Source organism: Sorangium aterium, assembly GCF_028368935.1.
Classification (GTDB): domain Bacteria; phylum Myxococcota_A; class Polyangia; order Polyangiales; family Polyangiaceae; genus Sorangium; species Sorangium atrum.
In genome coordinates this window covers 982385-1000617 of sequence record NZ_JAQNDK010000006.1, presented here as the reverse complement: position 1 = coordinate 1000617, position 18233 = coordinate 982385, and the positions used below count along the sequence as shown (strand labels likewise).

Annotated in this window: 7 protein-coding genes; 6 read left to right on the top strand and 1 reads right to left on the bottom strand. The window is 68.3% G+C overall.

Annotated elements, in window-relative coordinates:
* The first annotated feature begins 558 nt into the window (after positions 1–558).
* The 5 genes from POL72_RS47720 to POL72_RS47705 all read left to right on the top strand — a co-directional run bounded on the left by POL72_RS47720 (position 559) and on the right by POL72_RS47705 (position 11297).
* Positions 559–3615 carry a right-handed parallel beta-helix repeat-containing protein gene (locus tag POL72_RS47720; protein WP_272103800.1) on the top strand — a complete coding sequence of 1019 codons (3057 nt, stop codon included), beginning with the start codon at positions 559–561 and terminating at the stop codon, positions 3613–3615.
* A gap of 655 nt (positions 3616–4270) precedes the next feature.
* Positions 4271–6454, top strand: coding sequence for a right-handed parallel beta-helix repeat-containing protein (locus tag POL72_RS47715; RefSeq protein ID WP_272103799.1), 2184 nt, complete (start codon positions 4271–4273; stop codon positions 6452–6454).
* Between the two features lie 223 nt (positions 6455–6677).
* The gene (locus POL72_RS52110) at positions 6678–7154 is read left to right on the top strand and encodes a helix-turn-helix domain-containing protein (RefSeq protein ID WP_373372335.1); all 477 of its coding nucleotides are present in this window, start codon (positions 6678–6680) and stop codon (positions 7152–7154) included.
* Entirely contained in the window at positions 7045–7512 is a 468-nt protein-coding gene (locus tag POL72_RS47710) for a transposase (RefSeq protein WP_272103798.1), read from the top strand. Before POL72_RS52110 ends, POL72_RS47710 begins: the two co-directional genes overlap by 110 nt.
* 830 nt (positions 7513–8342) lie before the next feature.
* Positions 8343–11297, top strand: a complete 2955-nt coding sequence (locus POL72_RS47705) for a right-handed parallel beta-helix repeat-containing protein (RefSeq protein WP_272103796.1) — start codon at positions 8343–8345, stop codon at positions 11295–11297.
* Positions 11298–11972: 675 nt separating this feature from the next.
* Here POL72_RS47705 and POL72_RS47700 read toward each other — a convergent pair.
* Positions 11973–13463: a right-handed parallel beta-helix repeat-containing protein gene (locus POL72_RS47700; RefSeq protein WP_272103793.1), complete on the bottom strand. Its 1491-nt coding sequence runs from the start codon at positions 13461–13463 to the stop codon at positions 11973–11975.
* Between the two features lie 378 nt (positions 13464–13841).
* Here POL72_RS47700 and POL72_RS47695 point away from each other — a divergent pair, with 378 nt between their 5' ends.
* Positions 13842–18194, top strand: coding sequence for a protein kinase domain-containing protein (locus tag POL72_RS47695; RefSeq protein WP_272103792.1), 4353 nt, complete (start codon positions 13842–13844; stop codon positions 18192–18194).
* Positions 18195–18233: the final 39 nt, after the last annotated feature.

Sequence of the window (18233 nt, the reverse complement as noted above, 5' to 3'; positions counted from 1 at the left end):
AGTTACGAAGAACTGGTCACGTGAATCGGTCAACCGGTGCGGCTGGACGAGCTCGGCTCCTCGCGAACTCGCAGTTCAGTGGCGGTTGGGAGCAGCTCGGCGTCGTGAGTTAAGGTGTAGGGTGTGGTGCAGCAGCTACACCGTGTTCGGGCGTGTCAGCATGTTGCCCCTTGGATCCGTGGTTTCACAGGCCCCATCAACGTCTCCGAGATTTCAGCGGCAACGGCTGCGTGAACCCAGAGGACGAGCGCCTCCTCGTCGCGTCGTTCGGACAGGCTATCCCACCGGCGTCGCCGGCGTTGGACCTGACGCGGGACAGCGTCATCAACATCGGGGATCGCTTCGTCATCCTTCAGAATTATGGACAAGGCTGTCCATAGCACCAACGATTTGTGTTCTTTACAACAATCTCTTAGAGTCAGAGCGTGGTCGAGGCGCGGTGCCCCTCCGCGATCACTGGAAGCCGGCGGAGGAAGGAGGCTGCTTCATATGGTGATGGTGAGATTTCGGAAACGAATCGCCCGATGGACCCTCGTAATGGCCTGGACGTGGGCGCTCGTGACCACGCTGGTGGTGATGGGCTGTGGTGACCAGGCGGACGCGGCCGCGAAAGAGTGCGCGCCCGGCGAGGTGGCGCGGGAGGATGGGGCCTGCGAGCGGAAGCCGTGCGGCCCTGAGGAGATCACCCCGGAAACGGGCGCGTGTCAGCCGGTCGGGCTTCCGCCAGACATGCCGTGCCCACCGGGCGAGCTTGCGCTGGAGACCGGGGAATGCCAGCCGGCGGGGCTTCCGCCGGACATGCCGTGCCCACCGGGCGAGCTTGCGCTGGAGACCGGGGAATGCCAGCCGGCAGGGGTGCCACCTGAGGCGTGCGGAACGGCGTTCGCCAGCGATGGGAACAGCGGTTGCAAGGCGATCCTTCCGGAAGACGAGTGTCCCGAGGGGCAGATGGCCATCCCCGGAGAAACGAGCTGTCGTGAAGTCGCCCCCTGCGGCGATGGCCCGTGGGCCACAATTCCGATCGAGACGAACACCAAGTTCGTTGACCAGGCCTATGCGGGCGGGGACAGCGACGGGACGATGACGAAACCGTGGACGACGATCCAAGAGGCGATCGACGACGCGGTGGACGGTGCCATCGTCGCGGTGACGGACGGCTCCTATGCCGAAAACGTGAAGATCCAGAGCAAGGCGGTGCGCCTGCGGGGACGATGTCCTGGGTTGGTGGAGATCCGAGGGACGGACCCGAGTGCCGACGCCATTCTGGTGGACGGAGACGCCGCGACGGGGACCGAGATCCGAAGCCTTGCCGTGACCGGTGAAGGCGCCGGACTGCGCGTGTCGGGTGCGCGCGACGTCACGATCGAGCAGGTATGGGTGCACGATACGGGGGACCTTGGGATCGCTGCCAAAAAGGGGACACATGGCCAGACGAGCATGGCGCTGCGGGGCTCCCTCGTTGAGCAGAGCCGTGTCGCAGGCGTGCTTGTCTCTGGCTCGGACGCGACGATCGAATCCACCGTCGTCCGCGCCACCCAGCCGAGCGCAGATGGGGAGTTCGGATGGGGCATCGCCGTTCAGGACGCCCGTGGCAGAGGCGCGCGCGCGAGCGCGGTCGTCCGCGCCTGCCTCGTCGAGCACAACCACGAGATGGGTGTGTTCGTCGGCGGCTCGGACGCGACGATCGAATCCACCGTGGTTCGCGCCACCCAGCCGCGCGCAGATGGGCCGGTAGACTGCGGTATCGGCGTCCAGGATGACGTCGACACAGGCGAGCGCGCGAGCGTGACCGTCCGCGCCAGCCTCGTTGAGCAGAACCACGACGTGGGCGTGTTTGTCGTTGGCTCGGACGCGACGATCGAGGCCACCGTGGTCCGCGCCACCCAGCCGCGCGCAGATGGGGCGGGAGGATGGGGTATCGGCGTCCAAGTTGCCGCTGACACAGGCGAGCGCGCGAGCGTGACCGTCCGCGCCAGCCTTGTTGAGCAGAACCACGACGTGGGCGTGTTAGTCGGTGGCTCGGACGCGACGATCGAGGCCACCGTGGTCCGCGCTACCCAGCCGAGCGCAGATGGGATGGGGGGAAGGGGTATCCGCGTCCAGGTTGACGCTGACACACGCGAGCGCGCGAACGTGACCGTCCGCGCCAGCCTCGTTGAGCAAAACCACGAGGTGGGCGTGTTCATCAGGGGCTCAGAAGCGACGATCGAGGCCACCGTGGTCCGCGCCACCCATCCGCGCACAGATGGGACGGGAGGATGGGGTATCGAGGTCCAGGTTGACGCTAACAGACGCGAACGCGCGAGCGTGATTGTCCGCGCCAGCCTCGTTGAGCAAAACCATGAAATGGGCGTGTTTGTCGAAGGCTCGGATGCAACGTTCGAGGCCATCGTGGTCCGCGCCACCCAGCTGAACGCGGATGGGATGGCAGGAAGGGGTATCGGCGTCCAGGATGACGTCAATACAGGCGAGCGCGCGCGTGTGACCGTCCGCGCCAGCCTCGTTGAGCAGAACCATGAGGGGGGCGTGTATGTCGAAGGCTCGGATGCGACGATCGAGGCCACCGTGGTCCGCGCCACTCAGCCGAACGTAGACGGGACGCACGGGTGGGGCATCAGCGTCCTGGCTGACGGTGACACAGGCGAGCGCGCGCGTGTAACCGTCCGCGCCAGCCTCGTTGAGAAGAACCATGAGGGGGGCGTGGTCGTAATTGACTCGGACGCGACGATCGAGGCCACCGTGGTCCGCGCCACCCAGCCGAGCGCAGATGGGGAGTTCGGATTGGGTATCGGCGTCCAGGATGACGTCGATACAGGCGAGCGCGCGAGCGTGACCGTCCGCGCCAGCCTCGTTGAGCAGAACCACGACGTGGGCGTGTTTGTCGTTGGCTCGGACGCGACGATCGAGGCCACCGTGGTCCGCGCCACCCAACCGAGCGCAGATGGGACGGGAGGAAGGGGTATTAACGTCCAGGATGACGTCGATACAGGCGAGCGCGCCGTTGTGATCGTCCGCGCCAGTCTCATTGAGCAGAACCATGAGATGGGTGTGTTCGTCGGCGGCTCGGACGCGACGATCGACGCCACCGTGGTCCGCGCCACCCAACCGAGCGCAGATGGGGAGTTCGGACGGGGCATCGACGTCCAGCTTCACCCTGACACAGGCGAGCGCGCGCGCGTGACCGTCCGCGCCAGCCTCGTTGAGCAGAACCATGAGGGGGGCGTGGTTGTCTTTGGCTCGGACGCGACGATCGAGACCACGATCGTGCGCACCACGAAGGCACGCGACGATAACACCTTTGGGGACGGGATTGCGATAGCGAACGGCACGGCCACGATCCAAAACGCCACGATTACCGACAACGCTCGCGCCGGCGTCGCAAATTTCGGCTCCGAGGTCACGATTCTCGCCACGACCCTCGCCTGCAACGGCATCGATCTCAACGGCGAGACCATTGACGGATCCCGCGCCTCCTTCGATGGCAGCAGCGGCTGGCAGTGCACCCGCCACAGCGCCGAGGACTGCACCGAGACCGACGACCACTGCAATGCGGTGTCTGGCAACCTGGAGCCCCCGCCCAAGGTGGAGCCGCTCCCGCCGCTCCCGCCGTCTTGACGCCATGGCGCGGCTCGTCAGGGAGCGGGCAGCATGCAGCCCGGGCTGCTCTCGGTGCTCCCTCGCCTGCTATGCGGCGCCGGGGTCCGCCGAGAGCGCCGCCGCGCTCATGCGGCGGCTACGACCGCAGCCGAGGCACACTTCCGCGAGGGGAAGCTCCGCCAGAAAGCCGAGGCGTGCCACGCACTCCTCGCCGATGCCACGAGCCATGACGCGGAACGGTAAGCTGCTTCGGGAGCGGTCCACGCGCGGGAATGCCTGTGGGGATGTTCGGGGCTGCGCTCGCGCCGCACACCGACACGCTCGGCTGGCTGCTCTCCTCGATAGCGGACGTAAGAGCTGGCTAAGTCGTCGACTGGGAGGGCCCGCTCCCTGAAGCGACCTCAATACCATGCTGGCATCCCTGGCCGGCCGGCGGCCGGCCGTGGCCGCCTCCGGTTGTCGGTGAACCGAGGTGGAATCGCGGCGGCGCGCGAGGTTTTCACGATGTTTTAAGGAGATGGTGGCCCCGTGGGCTTGGTCCCCTCCGTGCTTGAGCGCGGTCTGCCGGCGCCCATCGCTCGCGGGGAGCATCAGCGCGTGGCGAGCACGTGCGTGTGTTCGTGATCGCCAGCAGCCGCCTTGTGGCTGGCGAATCGAAAGGAGCGTGCTTCGTATGGTGAATTTTCGAGAATGCATCGTCCGATGGCCCCTCGCAGTGGCCTGGACGTGGGCGCTCGTCACCGCGCTCGTGGTGATGGGCTGTGGTGATCAGGTGGACGCGGATGGGAAGGCGTGCGCGGCCCGCGAGGTGGCGCGGGAGGATGGGACCTGCGAGCGGCAACGGTGCGGCCCGGAGGAGATCGCCTTGGAGACGGGCGCGTGTCAGCCGGCGGGGCTTCCGCCGGACATGCCGTGCCCGCCTGGTGAGCTAGCGCTGGAGAGCGGCGAATGCCAGCCGGCAGGGGTGCCGCCTGAGGCGTGCGGAACGGGGTTCGCCGGCGATGGCAACGGCGGTTGCGAGGCGATCCTCCCGGAAGACGAGTGTCCCGAGGGGCAGATGGCCATCCCCGAGGAAACGCGCTGCCATGAGGTCGCCCCCTGCGGCGATGGGCCTTGGGGCGACATTCCGGTCGAGCCGAACACCCAGTTTGTCGACCAGGCCTATGCGGGCGGCGATAGCGACGGGACGATGACGAAACCGTGGACGACGATCCAGAGGGGGATCGACGAAGCGGTGGACGGTGCCATCGTCGCGGTGACGGACGGGTCCTATGCCGAAGACGTGGAGATCGCGGGCAAGGCGGTGCGCCTGAGGGGACGATGTCCTGGGTTGGTGGAGATCCGAGGGCTGGCGCCGAGTGCCCAGGCCATTCTGGTGGACGGAACCGCCGCGACGGGGACCGAGATCCGAAGCCTTGCCGTGACCGGTGAGGGCGTCGGATTGTTCATGGCGGGTGTGCGCGACGTCACGATCGAGCAGGTGTGGGTGCACGGCACAGGGTCTTTGGGGATCGCTGCCGTAAAAGCGCTGCGTGGCCACACGAGCATGGTGCTGAAGGGCTCCCTCGTTGAGCAGAACCGTGACATAGGCGTGATTGTCTCTGGTTCGGACGCGACCATCGAATCCACCGTGGTTCGCGCCACCCAGCCGAGCGCAGATGGTGCGTTCGGATGGGGCATCGGCATCCAGGATGACCGTGGCAGAGGCGCGCGCACGGGCGTGACCGTTCGCGCCAGCCTCGTCGAGCAAAACCATGAGGTGGGCGTGTATGTCTTTGGCTCGGACGCGACCATCGAATCCACCGTCGTCCGCGCCACCCAGCCGAACGCAGATGGGACGCACGGACGGGGCATCGAGGTCCAAGCTGACCCTGACACAGGCGAGCGCGCGAGCGTGACCGTCCGAGCTTGCGTCATCGAGCAGAACCATGAGGTGAGCGTGTATATCTCTGGCTCGGACGCGACGATCGAATCCACCGTGGTCCGCGCCACCCAGCCGAGCGCAGATGGAACGGGAGGATGGGGTATCTCCGTCCAGGATGACCCTGACACAGGCGAGCGCGCGGGCATGACCGTCCGAGCTTGCGTCGTTGAGCAGAACCACGACGTGGGCGTGATTGTCTTTGGCGCGGATGCGACGATCGAATCCACCGTGGTCCGCGCCACCCAGCCGAGCGCAGCAGATGGGCTTGAAGGGCGGGGCATCGATGTCCACTCTGGCGTTGGCACAGACAAGCGCGCGAGCGTGACCGTCCGCGCCTGCCTCGTTGAGCAGAACCATGTGGTGGGCGTATTGGTCAGTGGCTCAGATGCGACGATCGAGTCCACCGTGGTCCGCGCCACCCAGCCGCGCGCAGATGGGACGAGAGGGGGAGGCATTGGCGTCCAGGATAGCCGTGGCGCAGGCGAGCGCGCGCGCGTGAGCGTCCGCGCCTGCCTGATTGAGCAGAACCGTGAGGTGGGCGTGTTCGTCTATGGCTCGGACGTGACGATCGATGCCACCATCGTGCGCACTACGAAGGCACGCGACAACAACACCTTTGGGGATGGGATTATGATTGAGAACGGCACAGCCTCGATCCAGAACTCCACGATCGCCAACAACGCCCGCGCCGGGGTGGCGAATTTCGGCTCCGAGGTCACGATTCTCGGCACGATCCTCGCCTGCAACGCCGTCGATCTCAACGGCGAGACCGATGACGGATCCGGCGCCTCCTTTGATGGCAGCAGCGGCTGGCAGTGCACCCGTCCCGGCACCGAGGACTGCGCTGAAACCGACGACCGCTGCGATGTGGAAACTGCCAACCTGGAACCCCCGCCCCGGGTGGAGCCGCTCCCGCCGCTCCCGCAGCCTTGATCCCACGGCGCCTCGCCGTGCCTGGCCTGGCGGCGCGCACAGCGGCCTGGCGCGGCTCGCTAGTGCCGCCGCTCAGTTTTGACGATCCGTTTCGCCCGGCTCGTGCGTCTAGGCGGGCGTGAGCGACGAACGAACGCAGCCGAGGCCCAGGTCCAAGGGGCTCCAGCTCAGCCAGGAGGACCAGCGGGCATTGCGCCAACGCGAGCGGGAGGGCCCCCTGGGCATGCTCGTCGCACGGCGAATCCAGGCGCTACGCCTGCTTGACAAAGGCTGGACGATCACGCAGGCAGCGGAAGCGACGGGTACATACCGCCGTGGAGTGCGGCGTGTAGCCAACCGCTTCCTGGAAGGCGGCGTCGAGCACGCGCTGAGCGAGGAGCCCCGGCGGCGCCGCTCCAAGCAGCTCGACAGCGCGCAGACTGCTGCGCTCATAGCGATGGTCTGCGGTCCGCCGCCTGAGGGGCGGGCGCGATGGACCATCGCCTTGATTGCCGACGAAGTTGAGCGCAGAAAAATCGTTCGCTCGGTCAGCCGGGAGACCATCCGCAGAGCCCTCGCCGACCAGGACATCAAGCCCTGGCGGGAAAAAAATGTGGTGCGTTCCGAAGATCGACGAGCCGTTCGTCGAGCGGATGAAGGACGTGCTGGAGCTGTACGCCCGGCCCCACGACCCGAGCGAGCCGGTCGTAGCGCTCGATGAGCGCCCAGTCGTCCTGCACGACAACGCAAGGCCCGACAGGCCGATGCGCCCGGGAAAGCCACGTCGCATCGACTACGAGTACGTGCGTCGGGGAACGGCCAACATCTTCTGCATTGTCGAGCCGAAGACCGGGCGCCATCTCACCCATGCGACGGAGGACCGGACGCGTCCGTCCTTCGCCCTCGCCGTCGAGCGTATTGCCCGTGCCTACCCGCGGGCGTGTCGGATTCATCTGGTCCTGGACAACCTCAACACTCACACCCTTGCATCGCTCATCAAGGCCTTCGGGCCAAGCGGGGCCACGCACTTGCCTCCCGTTTCGCGTTTCATCATACGCCAAAGCACGCGAGCTGGCTGAACGCTGCGGAGCTCGAGGCCAGCCTCGTGTCCAGGGAGTGCCTCGGCCGCAACCGCATCCCAACGCTCGCGGCGCTCCGGGCTCGCGTACGGCAGTGGAACGCAGCTGCGGATCGAGCTCGCCGCAAGATCAACTGGACGTTCACCGTTCGCGACGCCGAGCGAATCTTCGGGTCCGACCGGTTCAACAGAATCGTGTCAGCGCACTAGGGAGGGTGGAGTGCGCAGCCCGGACCGTTATCGGTGCTCCGGCGCCTGGCATGCAGCGCCGGGATCCGCCGAGAGCGCCGCCGCGCTCACTCGGATGCGACAACCGCAGCCAGGGCGCACTTCTGCGAGGGGGACTTTCGCCGGAAAGCCGAGGCGAGCCGTGCGCTCCTCGCCGATGCCGCGAGCCATGACTCGGAGCGGTGAGCTGCTTCGGGAACGGTCCACGCAGGAATGCCCGTGGGACGTTCGGGCTCGCGCTCGCGCCGCAGGCCGACAAGCACGGCCGGCTACTCTCCTCGATGGCGGAGGTGAGAGCTGGCTCAACTCGTCGCCTGGGAGGGCTGGCTCGTCGAGGCGATCTCGATATCACGCTGGCATCCCCTGGCCGGCCGGGGGCCGGCCGTGGCCGCCTCCGGCCCTCGGCGGATCGAGGCGGAATTGCGGCGGCGCGCGAGTTTTAGGGAGATGGTGGCCCCGTGGGCTTGGTACCCTCCGTGCTTGAGCGCAGTCAGCCGGCGCCCGCCGCTCGCGGGGAGAATCAGCGCGTGGTCAGCACGTGCGCGTGCTCGAGATCGCCAGCGGCCGCGATGTGGCTCGCGAATCGAAAGGAGCGTGCTTCGTATGGTGAACTTTCGAGACTGGATCGTCCGATGGCCCCTCGCGGTGGCCTGGACGTGGGCGCTCGTCACCGCGCTCGTGGTGATGGGCTGTGGTGATCAGGTGGACGCAGCGGCGAAGGCGTGCGCGCCCGGCGAGGCGGCGCGGGAGGATGGGACCTGCGAGCCGAGGCCGTGCAGCCCAGGGGAGAACACGCTGGAGACGGGTGTATGTCAGCCGGCGGGGCTTCCGCCGGATATGTCGTGCCCGCCGGGCGAGCTTGCGCTGGAGAGCAGCGAATGCCACCCGGCTGGGGTTCCGCCGGACATGCCGTGCCCGCCTGGTGAGCTTGCGCTGGAGAGCGGCGAATGCCAGCCGGCGGGGGTGCCGCCTGAGGCGTGTGGAACGGGGTTCGCCGGCGATGGCAACGGCGGCTGTAAGGCGATCCTCCCGGAAAACGGGTGTCCCGAGGGACAAATGGCTATCCCTGGGGAAACGAGCTGCCGTGAGGTCGCCCCCTGCGGCAATGAGCCGTGGGGCGACATTCCGGTCGAGGCGAACACCCAGTTCGTCGACCAGGCCTATGCGGGCGGCGACAGCGACGGGACGAGGACGAAGCCGTGGACGAAGATCCAGAGGGGGATCGACGAAGCGGTGGACGGGGCCATCGTCGCGGTGGCGGACGGCTCCTACCCCGAAGACGTGGAGATCCGGGGCAAGGCGGTGCGCCTGTGGGGACGATGTCCTGCGTTGGTGGAGATCCGAGGGACGGACCCGAGTGCCCAGGCCATTGAGGTGGACGGAAACGCCGCGACTGGGACCGAGATCCGACGCCTTGCCGTGACCGGTGAGGGCGCCGGACTGTTCATGGCGGGTGCGCATGACGTCACGATCGAGCAGGTGTGGGTGCACAACACAGGGTCTCAGGCGATATTTGCCCAAACAGCGACGCGTCACCGGACGAGCATGGTGCTGAAGGGCTCCCTCGTTGAGCAGAACCGTGAGATAGGCGTGATCGTAAATGGCTCGGACGCGACGATCGAATCCACCGTGGTCCGCACCACCCAGCCGAGAGCAGATGGGGAGTTCGGATGGGGCATCGGCGTCCAAGATGACTCTGACACAGGCGAGCGCGCGAGCGTGACAGTCCGCGCAAGCCTCGTCGAGCAGAACCATGACGTGGGCGTGATCGTAATTGGCTCGGACGCGACGATCGAATCCACCGTGGTCCGCACCACCCAGCCGAGTCCAGATGGAACGGTAGGGCGGGGCATCGGCGTCCAGGATGACCCTGACACAGGCGAGCTCGCGAGCGTGACCATCCGCGCCTGCCTCGTCGAGCAGAACCATGACGAGGGCGTGTTCGTAATTGGCTCGGACGCGATGATCGAGGCCACCGTGGTCCGCGCAACCCAGCCGCGCGCAGATGGAACGGCAGGGCGGGGCATCAACATCGAGAATGCCCCTGACACAGGCGAGCGCGCGCGCGTGACCATCCGCGCCTGCGTCGTCGAGCAGAACCATGACTTGGGCGTGATCGTAATTGGCTCAGACGCGACGATCGAAGCCACCGTGGTCCGCGCCACCCAGCCGAGCGCAGATGGGACGGCAGGGCGGGGCATCAACGTCGAGGATGACCCTGACAGAGGCGGGCGCGCGAGCGTGACCATCCGCGCCTGCGTCGTCGAGCAGAACCATGAGCTGGGCGTGTTGGTCGCTGGCTCGAACGCGGCGATCGAATCCACCGTGGTTCGCGCCACCCAGCCCCAAGCAGATGGGACAGCGGGGCGGGGCATCGGTGTCCAGGCTGGCCATGACATCAACGAGCGCGCGAGCGTGACCATCCGCGCCTGCGTCGTCGAGCAGAACCATGATCTGGGCGTGATCGTCTCTGGATCGGACGCGAAGATCGAAGCCACCGTGGTCCGCGCCACCCAGCCCCAAGCAGATGGGACGGGAGGATGGGGTATCGGCGTCCAGAAAAACCCTCGCACAGGCGAGCGCGCGGGCGTGACCGTTCGCGCCTGCGTCGTCGAGCGGAACCATGACGAGGGCGTGTTCGTCTATGGCTCGGACGCGGCGATTGAGGCCACCGTGGTTCGCGCCACCCAGCCGAACGCAGATCGGGAGTTCGGAAGGGGCATCGTGGTCCAGAATGATGCTGACACAGACGAGCGCGCGAGCGTGACCGTTCACGCCTGCGTCGTCGAGCAGAACCATGACGTGGGCGTGTTGGTCGTTGGCTCGGACGCGACGATCGAGGCCACCGTGGTCCGCGCCACCCAGCTGAACGCAGATGGGGAATGGGGAAGCGGCATCGTGGTCCAGGCTGGCCGTAACACAAGCGGGCGCGCGGGCGTGACCGTTCGCGCCTGCGTCGTCGAGCAGAACCATGACGTGGGCGTGTTGGTCGTTGGCTCGGAGGCGACGATCGAGGCCACCGTGGTCCGTGCCACCCAGCCGAGCGCGGATGGAACGGGAGGGAAGGGCATCGGCGTCGAGGGTATCCTTGACAGAGGTGAGCGCGGGAGCGTGACCATTCGCGCCAGCCTCGTTGAGCAGAACCATGAGGTCGGCGTGGTCGTAATTGACTCGGATGCGACGATCGAGGCCACCATCGTGCGCACCACGACGGCACGCCACAACAACACCTTTGGGGATGGGATTGTGACAATTCTCGGTACGGCCACAATCCAAAATGCGACGATCACCAACAACCCCCGCGCCGGGATCGCAAATTTTGGCTCCGAGGTCACAATTCTCGCCACGACCCTCGCCTGCAACGCCTTCGATCTCAACGGCGAGAACGTTGGCGGATCCCGCGCCTCCTTCGATGGCAGCAGCGGCTGGCGGTGTACCCGCCGCGGCGCCGAGGACTGTGTCGAGACCGACGACCGCTGCCATGTGGAGACTGCCAATCTGGAACCCCCGCCGCCGGTAGAGCAGCTCCCGCCGTTCCCGCCGCTCCCACCGCCTTGACGCCACGGCGTGCCGCCGTCCGCGCTCGCGGTATTATACACGCCCACTGAATGCGTGCGCTTCCGCACTGCTATAGCCCGACACACTCCGGCCGTTACCTTGCCCGCGCTCCCGCATTTGGGGAGGACGCGGTCGCCTTCTCGCCCGGCCGCCCTCCTGTACGTTGACGATCGGGCGTCGCCAGCCCCTTCGGGCTGGGCCGGCTCGGGCCTCGACGGCCGGCTCGGCGGCGAGGCGTTCGTCGAGAAACGCACCTGCGGAGTCGGCACGTCGAGCTCGCCCTCGCCGAGGGGAGTTCGCGCATGACCGATGAATTGCGCTATCTGCTTGTGGAGGTCGGCGCGAGCGAGGCGCGGGAGAACGAGGTATAGGTGCGGCGCGAAGGAGCTGATGGAGGCGCTGCATCTGCCCACGGCAGTTCGGGGATGGTGCATACATAGCGTGAACCGCTCGTGCCGAATCTCCGTGAAGTGCATCGTCACGGAGCCGTCGTCGCGCGGACGTTCTGGCTGGTGCCGTCGGCCAGCTGCTGCAGCACAACGCGCTGGGATCGCGAGTTCCAGCCCTGAGGCAACGATAGTCGCTACGATCTCAATGTAACGCCTCCGCTCTCCACGGCGAGCCTTGCATCCATGGTCCGCTGCGCTGCACCCGTTCGCGCTGCTCTCGCCGCGCTCACTCCGCCGGCAGGCCTCCAGTCGGCTGAGGGATCGAGAGCCCGCGTTCAGGGTTGGTTGTCAGCGTGATGCCGTCGGTTACTGGCCTATCTCCCGTCGTGAAGTTCTGCTGCACGGGAGACTTGTCCGCGTCACCCGTGAAATCGAGGTCTGTAATGACCCCGCTCGCAGGACCGTCGATCAGCAGGCTTTGCCGCTCATTTCCGCGCAGGGTCAGTTCTTCGATCGTCACCTCCGAGCCGTCGAGCCAGTCGACGCCGTCGCCCACGTCGTCGACCGACGGCTCATTCCCCCCGTCAAAGACAGGCAGCCGCTCGAGCGCAGTCGCCGTGATCGCCGACTTGCACAGAATGATCCCTCGTGACTGCCCGGTGACGCCAATGCCGACGCCGAAGTTGCCGTCGAGCTTCCCGTTGTGCAGCATGACGCAGCCCGGCCCGTGGTCCCCGTGGTCATGGCAGCCGTTCTGGAGCGCCACATTCTGGATCCATAGCCCCCGTGTATTCCCGCTGATCTCCACGGAGTCTGCCTCCTCCTCGTCCCCCAGCGCGGCCGTCGACCGGTCGACAAGGATGCCAAACGACCTGCTGTCGAGCACCCGCACCTTGATCGCGCCGGTGACGCTCGAGCACTCTGCGGCCGAGATGCCGCCTCCGAAGTAGCCCGTCTCGATGGCGTCGCCATGCTCTGTGTCAATCACGTCCACGCCCTCCAGGCTGGCGATGGCGCCGCGTAGCGAGATGCCAATGATGTGGTTCCGGTGGATGACGCTGCTCTTCACGACGAGCGCAGGGCGGCTCACGCAGGTGCAGTCCGAATCGCAATCGTTCTCCGGGATCCCCTGGATCACGATCCCGCCGCGCTGGGCGCCCGAAATGACGCTCCGCTCAAGGGTCACATCGGCGTTCTCTGCGAAGATGCCAACGTGTCCCGAATCGATGATCTCGGAGTCTACGATCGCGGCGCTGGAGCCCGGGTGGAGTTCGACGCCAGCGCGCTCAAATCCCCTCTCCCCGACGATCCGGACTGACTCAATACGCACGCCAATCGCCCCCTGTACGCTCACACCCTCTCGTCCGACCTTGAGCCCGCGCACCACGGCGCCCTCGCCCGCGGCGAGCACGATCCCCTCAACCTGCACCGCGGCCGCCGAGCGCCCGAGGAGGCTCACGCCGCCGGGGACGCTGACCACGCTTCCGTACCGGCCCTCTCGGAGCGCGATGCAGGCGCCTGCCGAGGCGGCCGCAGCGGCAGACGCAAGCGCCTCATCGCTCTCGACATCGACCACCGAGGTGCACTCGACCCCCTTGGTGCAGGTCCCGCCGTCGCAGACGTCCCCGGCCGGCACGCCCGCGCAGACACCCCGGACCAGGTGGTCTTCCGGGCATGTCGCTGACACGGGCTCGTCACTACCGCATCCAGCGACGGTTGCACACATGGCACCGCCCATCGTCGCCGCCGACAACGCGGCCCAGAACCGACTCGTCATGATTTTCCCTCCATAATTCGCCGCGGACCGTAGCTCGTCGGCGCGCAGCACGGATATGCAAAAACGAGCGCACCCACAGCCGCCGCGTGTCCCTGCGGAGCGGCGTCATGGCAAACGGCCGTCCCTCCGCTCTCCGCAGCCCTCAGCGCGTCGGAACCGCGCGCTCGACGCTTCCTGCCTTGAGCGCAGCCCGGGTCGCTGGCGTGCTGTTGCCGGCCGATGGCCGGCCAGGGCCAGGCCTGGGGCAACATCCCGATCGAGGTGACGCCAGCCTCGCCGCACCGCCCCATGCGGGCCGCAACCGCGACGCGACGGAGGCAAGTCCGCGGAAAGACGCCCCCTTCTCACGGCATCCGATCGCCGGTACCCTCGCCCGCCATGACCTTGATGGACCCCTTCGGCTGGGTGGGCGCCACGCTTGACGGCCAGTTCACCGTCGAGGCGGTCGTCGGCGAGGGGGGGTTCGGCGTCGTCTACCGCGGCCGCCACCTCGGGCTCGACGTCCCTGTCGCCGTCAAGTGCCTCCAGGTGCCGCTCGACATGCCCCCCGCCGGACGGAACGGCTTCCTCGCCAAGCTCCGGGGGGAAGGCCAGCTCCTCCACCAGCTCTCGCGGCAGACTGCCAGCATCGTGCAGGCCCTCGATATCGGTGCCACCACCTCTCCGAGCGGCGTGTGGACACCCTACCTGGTCATGGAATGGCTCGAGGGAGAGACGCTCTCCGCCGCGCTGGCAGCGCGCCGCGGCTCAGGGCTCGAGCCCATGGGCCTCGACGAGGCAATAGCGCTCCTCTCCCCGGCTGCCGAGGCGCTCGCCGTCGCCCACGAAAACCACGTATCGCACCGGGACCTCAAGCCCGCCAACCTGTTCTGTGCGCGTCTACGCGGCAGCAACGTCGGGATCAAGGTGCTCGATTTCGGGATTGCCAAGGTCTTTGAGGAGACAACCCCGTTCGAAGCGGCTCGCACCGCGACGAACGAGGGGCAACGCGCGTTCACCCCCGTCTACGCGGCCCCGGAGCAATTCGTCCGGGAGTACGGCGCCACAGGGCCATGGACCGACGTCTTCGCCATGGCGCTCGTCCTGATCGAGGTGGCAACGGGCCAGCGCGTGCTGCAGGGCGAGTCCCTCGTCGATCTTCTCATGTCCGCGAGCACCGCGTGGTGCCGTCCGGATCTGCTCTCCGGCATCGCCTCCGTGCACCCCGGCGTGGCCTCCGTCCTCCGCCGCGCGCTTGCGGTCGAGCCTGGCGCCCGCTTTCGCAGCATGCGAGAGCTCTGGTCGAGCCTGCTGAAGGCGCGCTCCACCCCGGCGGAGGAGGCGCTCGCTGCGACGGGCCGTGCGGCGGATCAGGGACAGGGTTTTGCGCCGACGCTCCCGACGGATCCAGCGCGGCGCTCCGCTCAAACCGTGGACGACCGGCTGCGCCGGTCTCCTGCCCCGCCCTCCGCGCTGGCGGGTGCATTTCTCCGTGCATCGGGAGAGAACCGCATCTGCACGGTCCTGTGTATCGACCTCTCTAGCGCTGCCGCGCGCTCTTCGCACCTCGATGACGAGGAAATCGCCGAGCTCACCGAGCGCAGCCGCGAAATTGCCGTCGCGGAGGTCGAGCGCATGGGGGGCGTGATCACGCGCTCCGGCGACGCAAGCGTGGTCGCAGTCTTCGGCGTTCCGCGCGCGACCGACAACGACGCGGAGCGTGCCGTCGTCGCCGCGCTCCGCATCACCGCCGCGCGCGTGAGCCCCACGCCTCGGCATTCGGCGGCCCCTGCGCTCCTCGCCGCGTCGTTCGGGATCGCCACCGGGCGTGTCTTCGCGCGGGCGAGCGGCGAGCCGCAGCGCCCGGGGCTACTCGTGGTGGCCGGAGAGGCCGTGCGGCTCGCCACCGTGCTGCAGGCGGCCGCGGCCGCCGGGGTCATCGCCGTCACGCGGGACACGTACCGGCAGGTCGCGGGCAGATTCAACGTGATGCCGCTCGCCCCCGTCGCTGTCGCCGGCCGAACCGAGCCACTCTTTTGCTACCAGGTCAAGGGCGCGATCCACGGTCACGTCGCGTTCAGCCGGACCGATTTCCTCGGCCTCGTGACGAAGCTCGTGGGACGCGGCGCCGAGACCCAGCGCACGCTCGACGCGCTCGAGACCGTGCTCTCCGAGAGGCGGGCCCAGCTGCTGACGCTCGTCGGGCCGCCTGGCGCCGGGCGGAGCCGCCTCCTCGCGGAGCTCTTCGCGAGCCTCGCCGCCCGGCCCGGCGAGGTCTTGGGGCTGACCGCGCAGTGCTCGCCGCTCACCGCCGACATCAGCTACAGCCTCGCCTCGGCACTGCTCCGTCAACGCTTCCGGATCCGCCCGCGCGACAGCCAGCGCGCGATCCGCCGGAAGCTGCGCTTCGGCCTGCGCTGGCTCCGGGAACGCCACGAAAATCAGGCGCCGCCGCCGGATGACGACCGCTGGATGGGCCACGCGACCGGAGAGGAGATCGACGTCGCGGACATCGACGCCGCGCTCGCTCAGGTCGAGGGGATCCTCGGAGAGGCAGCCGGGCTGAACGCCACCGTCGCCTCGCTCGGACCCGAGGAATCTGGGGCGCTCATGAAGCAGCGGATCACCGCCGCCTTCACGCGCCTCGCCCGCCTCGCCGCGCGGCAGCTGCCGCTCGTGGTGATCTGCGACGACCTCCAGTGGGCCGACGACGCCAGCCTCGACCTCCTGGAGAGCCTCGTCCAGGGCATGGCGGACCTGCCGCTCCTGTTCGTGTGCAGCGCGCGCACCGAGCTGCTCGAGCGCCGCCCCGGCTTCGGTGCTGACGTCGAGGCGCACCACCGCCAGGAGATCACGCCGCTCGCGCGCCGTCACATCGAGGACATGATCAGGGACTGGCTCCGCCGCGTGCCGGGCCTGTCCGCGGACGTCGTGAGGGCGCTCGCCGAGCGCGCCGAGGGGAGCCCGCTCATCGTCGAGGAGCTGCTCCACCTGCTCGTGGACGCCGGCGCAATCGAGGCGCGAGGGGCGGAGGCGTGGGTGCTGCACGAGGAGCGGCTCGGGGCGCTGCGATTGCCCGCGACGATCCAGGGAATCGTTCAGGCGCGGCTCGACCGGCTCGAGCCCGAGGTCCGCGAGGTGCTCATGCACGCAGCCGTCGTCGGTCGTACGTTCTGGCAAGGGGCCGTCGACCACCTACGGCAGGCGAGCGCGACGTCCGGCACAGGCGCCTCGGTGGAGGCACTGCTCGGAAAGCTCCGGCAGCGGCGGCTCGTCCGCCCGCGCGAGCCGTCCACGCTGCGGGGCGAGCGCGAGATGGTTTTCGCCGACGCAGCCACCCACGAGGTGGCGTACGAGATGCTGAGCGCGAAGCTCCGCCGCGCGCTGCACCTCGAGGCGGCCGCATGGATCGAGCGACGGGCGGAGCCAGGGATCTCCATGGCGCTCCTGGCCGTGCAGTACGACCGCGCAGGGGACGCAGCGCGCGCGGCATCGTCCTATGCGCTGGCGGCGGCGCGAGCCTTGTCCTTCGGCGAAAACGCCGAGGCGATCCGCCACCTCGAGCGGGCGCGCGCCCTGCAGGACCTGGACGCCGAGACCAGCGACGGCGAGCGCAGCGGCGACGACGCAGAGGAGCGGCAGAGCGCCGCCGCTGGGGAGCGCCTTCGCGTGCGCTTCGACCTCGGGGACGCGCTGCGCCGAGTCGGTCGGCTCGACGACGCCGAGCGCGTGTACGAGGAGGCGCGAGCGCTGATTCGCGGGGTGGAGCGCCGCGCGGGAGCGAGGGGAGATCGGACCGAAGCGATCAGCTGGGACGCGCGCATCGACGCGCGGCTCGCGCTGATAGCGAAGGTCCGCGGCGCGCTCCCCGAGGCGCGGACGCTCGCCGAGCGGGCGATCACCCGCGCTACGGAGACGGGGGAGCTCCGCGAGACGCCGGCGATGTACGCGCTGCTCACGTACCTACACCGCCGCGAAGGGCGGCGCGACGAGAGCTGGCGGGCCGCCCGGATGGGGCTCCGGATCTGCCGGACGATACGCCAGCGCGACGAGCGCTGGCAGGAGGACGTCGCGTCGATCCTGCTCGGCGTCGCGCTCGCGCTCGCCGCGCGTGGCCGGACGATCAGCGCGGAGCGGACGTACCGCCAGGTTACGCGCCTGGTCTCGGACGCCTCCCACCCTCACCTCGTCAGCCTGGCCGTGAACGGCGTGGCGGCGATGCGCCTCCGCGCGGGCGATCTGGCGGGGGCGCGCGAGACGTTCCTCCGGGCGATCCGGCTCAAGGAGCGCTCGGGCGATCTGCATCAGATCGCGATCGGATACAGCAATCTGGCCGAGACCGAGCGCGCCATGAAGGAGATGAACGCGGCGCGTGATCATGCGCGGCGCGCGGTGCGAATCGGGGAGCAGAGCCGCGCCGGCTCGGATCTGGCGGAGATGTACCGGAACCTGGCCGAGGCAGAGCTCGGGACCCGCGATCTCCGCGCGGCGCTCGCGGCGGGCCAGAGGGCGCTCGTCATCGCAGAGACGCGCGGGCAAATCTATCTAGGCGATGTCGCGAAGACGCTGACGCGGGTGATCGTGCAGGCGGCATCGTCGGCGGACGCGGCGCTGCGCGCATCAGCGCTGGATGCATCGGCGCCCCTCGAGGCGTCGTTCGAAGCGCACTTCCGCGAGGGCGAACACCGTCAGATCGCCGAAGAGTGCCGTGCGCTGCTCGCCAGTGCTTTCGGCCAGCATTCGGAGCGGTGAACGGCTGAGCGAGCGTCCTCCCTTGGCTGTGATCCCGAG

Excerpts from the sequence above, each read along its gene's own strand:
- POL72_RS47710 (WP_272103798.1), top strand. The coding sequence starts at position 7,045 with ATGTGGTGCGTTCCGAAGATCGACGAGCCGTTCGTCGAGCGGATGAAG.
- POL72_RS47705 (WP_272103796.1), top strand. The coding sequence starts at position 8,343 with ATGGTGAACTTTCGAGACTGGATCGTCCGATGGCCCCTCGCGGTGGCC.
- POL72_RS47700 (WP_272103793.1), bottom strand. The coding sequence starts at position 13,463 with ATGACGAGTCGGTTCTGGGCCGCGTTGTCGGCGGCGACGATGGGCGGT.
- POL72_RS47695 (WP_272103792.1), top strand. The coding sequence starts at position 13,842 with ATGACCTTGATGGACCCCTTCGGCTGGGTGGGCGCCACGCTTGACGGC.
- POL72_RS52110 (WP_373372335.1), top strand. The coding sequence starts at position 6,678 with ATGCTCGTCGCACGGCGAATCCAGGCGCTACGCCTGCTTGACAAAGGC.
- POL72_RS47715 (WP_272103799.1), top strand. The coding sequence starts at position 4,271 with ATGGTGAATTTTCGAGAATGCATCGTCCGATGGCCCCTCGCAGTGGCC.